The organism is Rhizomicrobium sp. (assembly GCF_056722145.1).
The window spans coordinates 1-11,593 of record NZ_JBWZET010000232.1 but is presented as its reverse complement, the minus strand read 5'-3'; the positions used below and the strand labels follow the sequence as shown (position 1 = coordinate 11,593).

The following is an 11,593-nucleotide window of genomic DNA, read 5'->3' as shown; positions in this document are numbered from 1 at the left end:
GCACACACCGTGGCGCGCTAACCATCTGCTAGCCATTACCCGCCATTTCCGAGGGTTTTTGCCGTTAGCAACCATTTTTTTGAACCCTGACGGCTAGGCTCCGCGCGCCTGAAAACCGGAACGCGGCGGGGTGCAGCGTGATCGGAGCGGTGTAACCGCGTCAGGGGAGCGGTCGTGACGGAAGCTGTACGCTATAGCGCCGGCGGGGGGAGCATCGATCTCGAATGCGGCAGTCGCCGCGGCGGGATCGAGAATCTTTGCGCCATTATACGAGACGTGCTGAATGCAGCCGTCGTTTCGGCCAATGTCGTCGACGGCGACGATATTGTCAGCATCCGATCCGGTCAGGAGCGAATGTCGCGCGAGCCGCTGATGGGCACGCTGACCGAGGTTGTGCTGACCGCCGCTGCAACGGTGGAATATCCCGATCTCGACGAAGCCCCGCTGCTGTCGGAAGCCGGCGGTTTCTGCTCTGCCATCGGCATGCCGCTGCAGAACAGCGAAGGGGCGTTGATCGGCGCGCTTTGCCTTTATGGGCGCATGCCGCGCACGCTGGCGGATGACGAACGCCAATTGATGGCGCGGTTCGCCAAATCGGTGGAAGACCATATCCAGAATTGCTTCGCCACCGATCAGCTGCGCGAGCGCGAGGCGATGTTGAGCCAGGCGCGCGATCAGGCCGATGCCGCCAATCAGGCCAAATCGATGTTCCTGGCCTCGATGAGCCACGAAATCCGCACGCCGATGAACGGCATCATCGGCATGAATGCGCTGCTGTTGCGCACCAAGCTGCAGCCGGAACAGCGCCAGTATGCCGAGGCGATGCGGCTGTCGGCCGATTGCCTGTTGTCGATCATCAACGACATTCTCGACATCTCCAAGCTCGAAGCCGGCAAGGTCGAGCTGGAAGCGGCCGAGTTCACGCCGCAGACGGTGGTGGAAGACGTCATCGAGCTGTTGTCGGCGCGCGCCGCCGAAAAGAACATCGAACTGGTGGGCTATGCCGACGAGGGCGCCCGTGGGACGTTGATCGGCGATGCCGCGCGCTTGCGGCAGGTGTTCCTCAACCTCCTCACCAACGCGATCAAGTTCACCGAGAGCGGTCACGTCGCGCTTCTGATGCACACCGCGCCGGGCGCCGACGGCTGCACCAAGCTCACCGTGCGGGTGGAAGACACCGGCATCGGCATCTCCGACGAAGCCAAGGGCCGGCTGTTCAAGAAATTCCAGCAGGCCGACGCGTCCATCTCGCGCAAATACGGCGGCACCGGCCTCGGCCTGTCGATCTGCCAGCAGCTCATCACGCTGATGAACGGCGAAGTCGGCGTCGCCGACCGCGACGGCGGCGGCAGCGTGTTCTGGTTCGAAATCGAATTGCCGAACGGCGCCGCGAGTGCTCCGGCGGCGGACCAATGCCTCGCCGGCCGGCGCATCCTGCTGGTCGACGATCTCGCCATCACCCGCAGCGTCTTCAAGAGCCTGCTCGAAGCCCACGGCGCCACCGTCGGCGAGGCCAAGGACGGCCCGTCCGCTCTCGGCGCGCTGGTGATGGCCGACGCGATCGGCGAGCCCTATCACACCGTGCTGCTCGATCATGTCATGCCGGGCCTGTCGGGCGCCGCGGTGGCGGCCAAGATCCGGGCCAACAACTCGCTCGTCCGTACGCGGATCGTGCTGGCGTCGTCGATCGGCATGGTGCTGCAGGCCGACTCCCGCAGCGGCATCGATGCGGTGGTGACCAAGCCGGTGCGCGAGACCACGCTGATCCAGAACCTGACGCCCGTCGAGCGCGATGGCGCCGCGTTTGCCGAGGCCGATGCGGTGGTTGTGGCCGAACCGCAGGCCGCGAGCGAGCCCGCTCCTGCCAGCGAAGCGCCGGTGCCGGTCGGAACCCGCGGCCGCGTGCTGCTCGCCGAGGATAACGAGATCAACGTCATGGTCGCCAAGACTCTGCTGGAGTCGGCAGGCTATGCGGTGGACTGCGTCGGCGACGGCGTCCAGGCGGTGGAAGCGGCCAAGGGCGGCGGCTTCGATGTCATCCTGATGGACATGCAGATGCCGCGCATGGGCGGCATCGAGGCTTCCAAGATCATCAAGGCGCTGCCGCCGCCGGTGTGCAACACGCCGATCGTGGCGATGACCGCCAATGCCATGCGCGAGGACAAGGAAGCCTGCACCGAAGCGGGCATGTCGGAGTTCATCACCAAGCCGGTCAATCCCGATACCTTCCTGGCCGTGATCGCGCGCTTCTCCTCGGCCGAACTGTGGCTGGAGGACGATGCCGGCGAGGTCGAACCGGCCCAGCCCGAGGTCGCCGAACTCGACGAGGAAAAGCTCGACGCCCTCGCCAAGGTGCTGCCGCCGGACCGCTACAACGCGATGCTGCTGGCCTATCTGTCGAATACGCGCGGCACCTTGCAGCGCATCGAAGCGGCAGCCGAAAAGCTCGATTTCAACGCCATCCGCCGCGAGGCGCACGATCTCAAATCGAATTCCGGCACCTTCGGTGCCATGCGGGTGTTCCAGCTTTCCGAACAGCTCGAACGCGCCTGTCAGGCGAGCGACGACGCCGAAGTCCCGCGCCTCGTCGCCGGCCTGCACACGGCGTCGCAAGCCGCCTGGCTCGCCATCGGCCAGCGCGTCAACAAAGCCGCGGCGGCGTAATCGCGCCCCGCCTCTTCTCGCAAGGGCCGCGTTGGATTACACCGTGCGCCTGACGCGAGGATGCTGCTGATGACGAAAGACGAATTGAGCGCCTGGGCCCTGGCCAACGGCTGGCAACTGGTGGGCGGCTACACCAGCCTGATGAAGCCGAGGGCGTTCGACGTCGCCATCGTGCGCCTCGACCTCAAGGCGACCGTCGCCAATCTCGAGATCAAGAAGCCCAACGGCAAATGGGAAAAGGTCGCCAGCGCCGCTTACGGCAAGATCAGCGCCGATCCCGACGGCGGCCCCCCCAGCGGCCTCGGTCTCGATACCCTCAACGGCCTGTCGTCCCTGATGCAGGACAACAAGGACCATCAGGTGTTCGCGAAATTCAAGTCGTAGGGTCTTACCCCACCCAGGTCGAAACGATCAGCGCCGCGGCGATCAGGGCGCCGGTTTCGCGGTTGGCGCGGAACAGTTTCAGGCATTTTTCCGAGGCGTCGATGTCGAGCTGGCGCACCTGCCACATCATGTGGGCGCCGGCCAAGAGCATCAGGAACACGAACACGAAGCCGGTGTGTTCGGCGAATCCGGCGGCGAGGATCAGGGTGAAGGCGACGGCGTAGAAGCCGAGAATCCACTGCCGCGACTTGTCGCCGAAGAGCCGCGCGGTGGATTTGACGCCGATCAGCGCGTCGTCGTCCTTGTCCTGGTGGGCATAGATGGTGTCGTAGCCGAGCGTCCAGAAGAACAGGCCGGCGTAGAGATAGAGATCGCCGATATCGACGCTGGCGGTCACCGCGGCAAAGCCGAGCACCGCGCCCCAGTTGAACGTCAGCCCCAGCCACGCCTGCGGCCACCAGGTGATCCGTTTCATGAACGGATAGGCCGCCACCAGCACCAGCGAGCCGACGCCGAGAAGGATCGCCAGCCGGTTGAGGCACAACAGCACGAGCAGCCCGACGAAGCAGAGTCCGATGCAGAACATCCAGGCGTGGCGCACGCTGACGGCACCGGAGGGGATCGGGCGGGCGCGGGTGCGGGCGACGGCGGCGTCGAATTCGCGATCGACGATGTCGTTGTAGGTGCAGCCGGCGCCGCGCATGACGACCGCGCCGAGACCGAGCAGGGCGACATAAAACAGGTCGCGCCAGGTGCCGAACGGGCGGCTCTCGGCGGCGGCGCCCAACACCAGCCCGAACACGCACGGCCAATAGAGCAGCCAGGTGCCGATCGGCCGGTCGAGCCGCATCAGCCTGAGATACGGCTGCAGCGCCGCCGGCGCACGATCGACCAGGGCGGCGGCGACCGCGTCGGCAGGCTTGACGAGTGGGGCGGTGTTCTCTGTCATACGGGGCTTCGAAAGGACCGGGAGTCGTTATGCCACAACTCGCACGCCGATGGCGATGGAAACTGCTGCTGGTGCTGGCGGCGGCCGGCTGTGGGCGCAGTGCCGACCAGGAGATCGCGCTGTCCGCGGCGCCGGTCCACAGCGTTGTCGCCGGTCTCAGCGTCAATCCGGCATGGAAGCCCGGCAAGTGCCTGTGCGTCGGCCACTACCGCGAGGAGGCGGTGCAGGATTTTCCCGCCGGCGTGCTCGATGCCGAATTCGCCCGCCATGCGTTCCTGCGCAAATGGTCGGAGTGCGAGCCCTATTACGCCCGCCGCGCCCGCGCCAAGGGCTGCGAAGCCGGCATGACCGATTTCATCTGCAGCGTTTCCGAACGCACCGACCTGCCGAAAGGCACCGCCCGCGTCCTCTGCCACGTCAGCGGCCAAAGTGAAGCATTGCAGAACGCCGGCTATCTGCAGGACGAATACGACGTCAGCGAAGACACCCTGAACGTCCACCCCGTCAGCTTGAAGGGGAGCAGGAAGATACATGAGTGAAATACAGTGGCATCCCGGGCGCGTCCGGGATGCAGGAACGGACGGAAGAGTCACGCGCAGACGCGGAGGCGTGGCGCGAGGGTGTGTGCTCATACGCCAGTGCCCGTCGACAAGAGGATCGTGGCGTTGTGGTCGGCCATCTCCGCGCCTCCGCGTCTCCGCGTGCGACCTTTTCTGTCATCGCGGGCTCACCCAATCCCATCCATCGGCACGGCAGGCAATGCATGTCCTCTGATCTCACCTATCCCGGCGGGAAGTTGCGGCTGTTCGTGGAGGCGGCGCTCGGCGCGGGTGCGCGGGTCGTCGTGGACGAGGGGCAGGCGCATTATCTGCTGCATGTGATGCGGGCGCGGCCGGGCGACCGGCTCAATCTGTTCAACGGGCGCGATGGCGAGTGGCTGGCCGAAGTGCGCGAGACCGCCAAGCGCACCTGCACGGTGGAATGCACGGTGCAGACCGCGCCGCAGGCCGAGGCGCCGGATGTGTGGCTGGTGTTCGCGCCGATCAAGAAGACGCCGGCCGATTACCTCACCCAGAAGGCGACCGAACTCGGTGTCCGCGTGCTGCAGCCGGTCCTGACCCGGCGCACCATCGTCACCCGCGTCAACACCGAGCGCATGACGGCCAATGCGGTGGAAGCGGCGGAGCAATCGGAGCGGGTCAGCGTGCCGGAGATTCGCGAGCCGCTCGGGTTCGACAAACTGCTGGCGGCGTGGCCGGCGGAGCGGCGCATCCTGTACTGCGACGAGGGCGGCGATTGTGCCCCGATTGCTGAGGCATTGCGGCAGCAGGGGGCGCAACCCTGGGCGGTGTTCATCGGGCCCGAGGGCGGCTTCGATCCGGCCGAACGCGCCGCCTTGCGCGCCCTGCCGCTCGTCACGCCGGTGTCGCTGGGCCCGCGTATTCTGCGCGCCGATACGGCCGCCCTGGCGGCGTTGGCGGTATGGCAGTCGGTTTGCGGCGATTGGCAGTAACAACTAAACTGAGGCGCTTGCGCGCAGCGTCTTGTCGGGGTCCGGTCCCGTTCCTACATACAGCGCGTCCATTTCACACCCGCGACGCGGGCTTTGAGGTTCTCGATGTCCATTCCGCAATCCGCCGGCGGTCCGATTGAATCGCGCGACGATCTCGTGCGTTACCTCGCCGAGGGCAGCAAGCCGCGCGAAGACTGGCGCATCGGCACCGAGCACGAGAAATTCGTCTACTGCATGAAGACGCACAACCCGCTGCGCTACGACGGCGTCCCGGGGATCAAGGCGCTGCTGGAAGGCATGCAACGGTTCGGCTGGGAGCCGATCCTGGAAGGCGAGAACATCATCGGGCTGTCGCAGAACGGCGCCTCGATCAGCCTGGAGCCGGGCGGCCAGTTTGAGCTGTCGGGGGCGCCGCTGAAAACGGTGCACGAGACCTGCGCCGAGGTGAACACCCACAAGCAGCAGGTGCGTCAGGTCGCGGCCGAGATCGGCGCCGGCGCCATCGGGCTCGGCTATGCCCCGACGTGGCCGATCAGCGAAGTCTATCCGATGCCGAAGGGCCGTTACGGCATCATGAAGCGCTATATGCCCAAGGTGGGCGGCTATGGCGAAGAGATGATGTTCCGCACCTGCACGGTGCAGGTCAATCTCGACTTCTCCTCCGAAGCCGACATGATCAAGAAATTCCGCGTCGCGCTGGCGCTGCAGCCGGTCGCGACCGCGCTGTTCGCCAATTCGCCGTTCCGCGAAGGCAAGCACAACGGCTTCCTGTCGTATCGCGCCCACGTCTGGACCGACGTCGACAACGACCGCGCCGGCATGCTGCCGTGGGTATTCGAAAAGGGCATGAGCTTCGAGCGCTACGTCGATTACGTGCTCGATGTGCCGATGTACTTCGTCTACCGCGACGGCCGCTATATCGATGTCGCCGGCAAGAGTTTTCGCGATTTTCTCGCCCACAAGATTCCCGAGGTCGCGCACATCGATCCGCAGATGTCGGACTTCGCCGATCATCTCACCACCATCTTCCCGGAAGTGCGGCTCAAGCGCTTCCTCGAGATGCGCGGCGCCGATGGCGGCACCTGGCGGCGCATCTGCGGCCTGCCGGCGTTGTGGGTCGGTATCCTCTACGACGATGTCGCGCTCGACGCCGCCTGGGATTTGGTCAAGGATTGGACCGCCGAAGAGCGTCAGGCGATGCGCGATGGCGTCGCCCGGCTCGCCTTCAAGACGCCGTTCCGCTCGACGACGGTGTGGGAACTGGCCCAGCGCATGCTCGACATTTCCGCCGAGGGCCTGAAGCGCCGTGCCGCTCACGATTCCATCGGCATGACCGAAGAGGGCTTCCTGATGCCGCTGCGCGAACTCGTCAATCGCGGTTACACCCGCGCCGAAGAGCTGTTGCAGGCCTACCGCACCGACTGGGGCAAGGACCTCAAGCAGATCTTCACGGAGTACAATTTTTTGTAGGGCGGCTACTTCAGCACGTCGATGCGGGCGGTGCAGAAGACGGTCGCGTTCTTCGGCTCGACCTTCTTGGTTTCGGCGGTCGAGTCGGACATCACCGAAATCGTTTTATTGGCGAGATTGGCGCAGATCAGCGCGACGTTGGAATCGGAGTGCGGCGCTTTCGGATCGGCGACGGCGCACACCTGATTGCCGTCATACGAGGTCTGCACCAATTTCTGGGTCTGATAGCTGTGCTGGCCGGTGCCGAGATGAAAATAGCCGGCACCGCCGATGGTCTGGGTGTATTGCGCGTCCTCGCCGAAGCAGATCGCGATCCAGGTCGCTTCAGCCGCCTTCGCGGGCGCGGCAGGCTTCTGCACCGGCTTGGCAATCCCTGCGCCGGTCAGCATCGCCGCCGCCGCCACCCATACCCATGCCCGCATGTCCGTCTCCCGCAAAAAAAGAGCGGCCCGATCAATGGCCGATTAGTGCGCCGGGCGCAACCGCCGAGCTAATTAACGTTTACCACCGCCGGGCACAGCACCGGCGCCTTGTCCGGCTTCACGCCCTTGGCGAGGTCGGCACCGCGCAGGACGCGGATGGTCTGGTCGGCGGTGTTGGCGCATACCGTGGCGATTTCGTCGGGGCCGACCGTGGCGGGGACGCTGGCACACACCATGTCTTTGCTGAGAAAGCTTTGCTTCAGCTTGACGGTGGTGAAGGCGCCGCCGTCGCCCGCGACGTGCAGATAACCGTCGCCACCAGTGATCTGCTGATACTGAATCTCGCGATCCTGGCAGGCGGCGGTCCACAAACCGGCTTCAGCCGGTACCGCTGTCAGAAAGGCGATCATGAGTAGACCGCGCATGAGAGCCTCCAGTAATGACCGCAGCCTGACCTCACTTCGTGTTCGGATTGCGCCGCGGATCGTTCTGCCGCTCGACCATCCAGCCGGGATATTCCGGCTTCAAGGCGGAGAGCTCATCCAGCCGCGCGATTTCCTCGGGCGTAAGCTGAAGGTCCGCCGCCGCCAGATTGTCGTCGAGCTGCGCCTCGGTTTTCACCCCGATGATCACGCTGGTGACGAACGGGCGCGACAGCACCCAGGCAAGGGCAACGCGGGCCGGGCTGACGCCGCGCGGCGCACCGATTTCGCGCATGGCATCGACGAGGCCGAAGGCGAGGTCCTTGTCGATCGGCGGGAAATCGAAGGTCGAACGGCGGGCGCCTTGCGGCCCCGCGGCGTCGCGCGAAAACTTGCCGGAGAGAATGCCGCCGCCGAGCGGGCTCCACACCATCAGGCCCATCTTCTGGTCGGCCAGCATCGGAGCGACGTCGCGTTCGAGATCGCGTCCGGCGATGGAGTAATACGCCTGCAGGGATTCGAACCGCGCCTGCCCGCGTTTCTCGGCATGGCCTTGCGCCTTCATGATGCGCCACGCCTGCCAGTTCGAGACGCCGATGTAGCGCACCAGGCCGCGGCGCACGAGATCGTTCAGCGCCTCCATCACCTCTTCCACAGGGGTGACGAGGTCCTGGGCGTGGACCTGATAAAGGTCGATGTGATCGGTCTGCAAGCGCTCCAGGCTCGCTTCCACCGCATCCATGATGTGTCCGCGCGACAGGCCGGCGGCGTTGGGTGTCGGGCCCATGCGGCCGTAGACTTTGGTCGCCACCACCACGTCGGAGCGCTTGACGCCGATGTCTTTCAGCGCGTTGCCGAGCAAGGTTTCCGACAGGCCTTCGGAATAGACGTCGGCGGTATCGATGAAATTCACGCCGGCATCGAGCGCGCGCGCCACCAGGGCGGTCGCGGATTTCTGGTCGACCTTGCCGACCGCTTCGAAAAAGCCCTTGCCGCCGAAGGTCATGGTGCCAAGGCAGATTTCGGACACATAGAAGCCGGTATTGCCGAGCATGCGGTAGCGCATCGTCATTCTCCCATTTCGGGCGGCAGCACGAAGGCGCCGCTGCCATCGCGCGTCAAGAGCCGCACCCAGACGACCGCGGTCATTGCCAGCGGGCCGTAGAGATGCGGAAACAGGGCGCCGTCGCGCGAAGGCTCCCAGCGGAGGCTGTCGAGGCCGGCCTCGTCGATTGCCGCCAACACCAGCCCGTCGGCGCCGGCGTAATACTTCGCCAAGGTTCCGGCGACCTGCTCGGCTTTGGAAAAATGGATGAAGCCGTCGTTCCTGTCGTTGGCCGAGCCGTGATAGGTGCCGGTGCGTGCCGCCGCCGTCCACTCGTCCGTAGTCGCGATTTTGTAGATCACCGGTGCCGCTCCGAAATCCGCGCCAGAGCGAAAGCACACTGCGGCCGGCGACGCAACGCTGTTGATGCCGTGCGCGCCGTGTCGCGGTCGGCCCTGGCGCGCCCGGGTTGTGCCGCTGCTATAGTGGCCGCGCCGAAGCCCGGAGTCGTGATGCGTCAGTTGCTGCAGAGATTGCCGTTCCCGGTGGAGTTTGCCGTGGTTGTGGCCGGGGCGTTCGGCTATTTCGCGGTCACCAGCGTGATCGAGCTTGTCCATCCCGGAACCGGCGGCACCGCCGAGCGCGATGTCTGGCAGCTGGTCGCGATCATGGCCGGGATCGTCGCCGTGGGCGGCCTGTTCCTGTGGGGCCGCGGCTGGACCGTCGCACGGCTCGGCCTGGTCTCCGATTGGATGGATGGACCGTGGGCGCTGGCGCTCGCCGCTGCCTTGTTCGTCACCATGAATGCCGCCGGCATGCTGGTTGCGGTGCTGACGCCGGGGGCGCTGCCGCACGACACCACGCCGGTGCCGCCGTATCTGACGCCCTATGTGGTGCTGGCGCTGGTGCTGGTCAGCGCCCTGTTCGAGGAGCTATTCGCCGCCGGCTATGTCATCGGCGCCTTGAAGGAGAAGGGCTGGCCCAATCTCGGCATCAACCTCAGCGTCGCGATCCGGCTGGCGCTGAATTTGAGCCAGGGCGTGGTGGCGGTGCTGGTGATCGTGCCGATGGGGCTCATCTTCGGCATGTGGTACGAGCGCACCGGCAAGCTGTGGCCGCTGATCCTGGCGCACACCCTTTTCTCCGCCTGGATATACGCCCACTACATCAAATGGTGATGCGCCAGAGCTGGGCGAAGCCGGTGTCGATGACGAGGGTCAGGCCCGGCGGCGGCGTGAACGGGCCGTAGCGGTCGGGGCGATCGGCGTTCAGCACCAACAGAAAATCGAAATTCGTGCGCCAGTGGCGGATGTACTGCGTGCGCCGGTCGAGCAGGCGGAAGTTGTGCAGCGCGTGCACCGACAGCATCACCCCGCCGGTCGGATTGGCGATGCGGGCGAAGTCGGGGCGCAACTGGATCGGCTTTTCGCCCGGCTGGGCAAACAGCATCGGCGTGAAGGCGTGCCGCCACGGCAGCATCAACGACGGATAATGGCGATAGGTTTCGTCGAGGGTGGAGGTGGTGCGCCCGAGCACATGGAACGCGCCGTCGCGGCCGGTGTTGTCGTGCTGCAGCGCGAGCACGCGGGCGCCCGCGGGCACCTCGGCGAGGGCAAGCCGCATCGCCTCGGGCAGCGGCGCAAACGCATTCCAGTTGAGCGCAATCCAGGCGGTGCGCGCGCAGACCAGCACGGCGGCGCCGATCAGCATCCAGCGCTGGCGAGCGTTGAGGCGCGTTCCCGCCAGCACCGCAAGCAGCGCCAGCAGCGGAAAGCGGCGGTCGATCCAGCCGGTGTGGCCGAAATTGGATGGCATCACCAGTGCCGCTAGCGCCAGCGCGATGGCGACGGTGCAGAGCCCGGCGTGGACGGTGAATTTGTGCTTCGCCAGCGCCCACACCACCAGCGCCCCGAACGGCAGGGCGAAAGCGATGTCGACGAGGATGTCATAGCTGAGAAACGGCGAGGCGATGGCGTGGGCGGTGCCGAGCGGATCGTTGAACAGCGCCGGCTTGCTCAAGCGGTCCTCGGTGCCGGGAACGCCCCTGACCCGCAGGAAGAACAGCGCCACCGGCACCAGCGCGAAGGCCGCCGCGGCCGCCGCCTGACGCAATCGTCGCGGCACCTCGGGCTTTGTCGGCCGCGCGGCCCCGAACGCAATCGCCGCCAGGACGAGGGCATAGAAGAACAGCGCATAGGGATGGATCAGCATCAGTAGAAGGCCGATGGCGATGCGCCACGCCGTCAGCACCCATGGCCCGCGCTTGGCGACAAAACCTTCCGCCGCCGCGGCCAGCATCGCGAGGCCGAGGCCGATCTGGAAATTGATGAGACCTGCGATCAGCGTCTGGGCGCACCAGAACAGCAGGAAAAACGGCTGCCATGCATTGAGGCCGCGGAACAGCCGGGCATTGAGCGCGATCGCTCCCAGCCCCGGCAGCACGATCGCCAGCAGCAGCAGGCCGCGGCCGATGGCGTAAGGGGAGACCACCGGCGTCAGCAGCTTGGCGGCAAGATCGATGGCGATGCCGGCGCCGACCGCGTGCCAATCCTCGTAATAGAACGTGTTCACCGGCGCCGTATCGACGCCGCCGCCGATCAGCCAGATGCGGGCGAGGTGATTGGGATAATCGACCAGCGGCGGCAGGGGAAACAACAGCGCCGGAATGAGGGCGACGACCGTCAGCACGGCAATGCACAACAGAACCGGCCGCTCCCGCACGCG

Annotated in this window: 12 protein-coding genes; 6 read left to right on the top strand and 6 right to left on the bottom strand. The window is 65.9% G+C overall.

Going from position 1 to position 11,593, the window contains the following annotated elements; translation table 11 throughout:
* Window positions 1–174: 174 nt before the first annotated feature.
* A complete protein-coding gene (locus AC1P6P_RS12625) occupies window positions 175–2,664 on the top strand; it encodes a response regulator (protein ID WP_481402796.1) in 2,490 nt (829 codons plus the stop codon).
* 69 nt (window positions 2,665–2,733) lie between these two features.
* Window positions 2,734–3,048: a hypothetical protein gene (locus tag AC1P6P_RS12620; RefSeq protein ID WP_481402795.1), complete on the top strand. Its 315-nt coding sequence runs from the start codon at window positions 2,734–2,736 to the stop codon at window positions 3,046–3,048.
* 4 nt (window positions 3,049–3,052) lie between these two features.
* Here the strand turns inward: AC1P6P_RS12620 and ubiA are convergent, their stop codons facing one another.
* A complete protein-coding gene (ubiA, locus tag AC1P6P_RS12615) occupies window positions 3,053–3,997 on the bottom strand; it encodes a 4-hydroxybenzoate octaprenyltransferase (protein WP_481402794.1) in 945 nt (314 codons plus the stop codon).
* A 29-nt stretch (window positions 3,998–4,026) separates the two neighbouring features.
* Between ubiA and AC1P6P_RS12610 the strand changes: the two genes are divergently transcribed.
* The 3 genes from AC1P6P_RS12610 (at window position 4,027) to AC1P6P_RS12600 (ending at window position 6,980) form a co-directional block, all read left to right on the top strand.
* Window positions 4,027–4,536, top strand: coding sequence for a hypothetical protein (locus AC1P6P_RS12610; RefSeq protein WP_481402793.1), 510 nt, complete (start codon window positions 4,027–4,029; stop codon window positions 4,534–4,536).
* Between the two features lie 224 nt (window positions 4,537–4,760).
* On the top strand, window positions 4,761–5,510 hold the full coding sequence (locus AC1P6P_RS12605) for a 16S rRNA (uracil(1498)-N(3))-methyltransferase (protein ID WP_481402792.1): 750 nt from the start codon (window positions 4,761–4,763) through the stop codon (window positions 5,508–5,510).
* 105 nt (window positions 5,511–5,615) lie between these two features.
* On the top strand, window positions 5,616–6,980 hold the full coding sequence (locus tag AC1P6P_RS12600; protein ID WP_481402791.1) for a glutamate--cysteine ligase: 1,365 nt from the start codon (window positions 5,616–5,618) through the stop codon (window positions 6,978–6,980).
* 5 nt (window positions 6,981–6,985) lie between these two features.
* Here the strand turns inward: AC1P6P_RS12600 and AC1P6P_RS12595 are convergent, their stop codons facing one another.
* The 4 genes from AC1P6P_RS12595 to AC1P6P_RS12580 all read right to left on the bottom strand — a co-directional run bounded on the left by AC1P6P_RS12595 (window position 6,986) and on the right by AC1P6P_RS12580 (window position 9,231).
* On the bottom strand, window positions 6,986–7,402 hold the full coding sequence (locus AC1P6P_RS12595) for a hypothetical protein (protein ID WP_481402790.1): 417 nt from the start codon (window positions 7,400–7,402) through the stop codon (window positions 6,986–6,988).
* 68 nt (window positions 7,403–7,470) lie between these two features.
* Window positions 7,471–7,827 carry a hypothetical protein gene (locus tag AC1P6P_RS12590; RefSeq protein ID WP_481402789.1) on the bottom strand — a complete coding sequence of 119 codons (357 nt, stop codon included), beginning with the start codon at window positions 7,825–7,827 and terminating at the stop codon, window positions 7,471–7,473.
* 31 nt (window positions 7,828–7,858) lie between these two features.
* Window positions 7,859–8,890 carry an aldo/keto reductase gene (locus AC1P6P_RS12585; RefSeq protein ID WP_481402788.1) on the bottom strand — a complete coding sequence of 344 codons (1,032 nt, stop codon included), beginning with the start codon at window positions 8,888–8,890 and terminating at the stop codon, window positions 7,859–7,861.
* A 2-nt stretch (window positions 8,891–8,892) separates the two neighbouring features.
* Window positions 8,893–9,231 (bottom strand): DUF952 domain-containing protein, encoded by a 339-nt coding sequence (locus AC1P6P_RS12580; protein WP_481402787.1) that lies wholly within the window; start codon window positions 9,229–9,231, stop codon window positions 8,893–8,895.
* A gap of 150 nt (window positions 9,232–9,381) precedes the next feature.
* Here AC1P6P_RS12580 and AC1P6P_RS12575 point away from each other — a divergent pair, with 150 nt between their 5' ends.
* Entirely contained in the window at window positions 9,382–10,047 is a 666-nt protein-coding gene (locus tag AC1P6P_RS12575) for a CPBP family intramembrane glutamic endopeptidase (protein WP_481402786.1), read from the top strand.
* On the opposite strand, the gene AC1P6P_RS12570 is transcribed toward AC1P6P_RS12575, so the two are convergent.
* The coding region (locus AC1P6P_RS12570) for a hypothetical protein (protein ID WP_481402785.1) at window positions 10,037–11,593 on the bottom strand (1,557 nt) is incomplete at its 5' end. The two genes, AC1P6P_RS12575 and AC1P6P_RS12570, sit on opposite strands and share 11 nt — an antisense overlap.

Bases quoted from the DNA above. Each gene is read 5' to 3' on its own strand.
- AC1P6P_RS12620 (WP_481402795.1), top strand. From the start codon at position 2,734: ATGACGAAAGACGAATTGAGCGCCTGGGCCCTGGCCAACGGCTGGCAA.
- ubiA (WP_481402794.1), bottom strand. From the start codon at position 3,997: ATGACAGAGAACACCGCCCCACTCGTCAAGCCTGCCGACGCGGTCGCC.
- AC1P6P_RS12610 (WP_481402793.1), top strand. From the start codon at position 4,027: ATGCCACAACTCGCACGCCGATGGCGATGGAAACTGCTGCTGGTGCTG.
- AC1P6P_RS12605 (WP_481402792.1), top strand. From the start codon at position 4,761: ATGTCCTCTGATCTCACCTATCCCGGCGGGAAGTTGCGGCTGTTCGTG.
- AC1P6P_RS12600 (WP_481402791.1), top strand. From the start codon at position 5,616: ATGTCCATTCCGCAATCCGCCGGCGGTCCGATTGAATCGCGCGACGAT.
- AC1P6P_RS12595 (WP_481402790.1), bottom strand. From the start codon at position 7,402: ATGCGGGCATGGGTATGGGTGGCGGCGGCGGCGATGCTGACCGGCGCA.
- AC1P6P_RS12590 (WP_481402789.1), bottom strand. From the start codon at position 7,827: ATGCGCGGTCTACTCATGATCGCCTTTCTGACAGCGGTACCGGCTGAA.
- AC1P6P_RS12585 (WP_481402788.1), bottom strand. From the start codon at position 8,890: ATGCGCTACCGCATGCTCGGCAATACCGGCTTCTATGTGTCCGAAATC.
- AC1P6P_RS12575 (WP_481402786.1), top strand. From the start codon at position 9,382: ATGCGTCAGTTGCTGCAGAGATTGCCGTTCCCGGTGGAGTTTGCCGTG.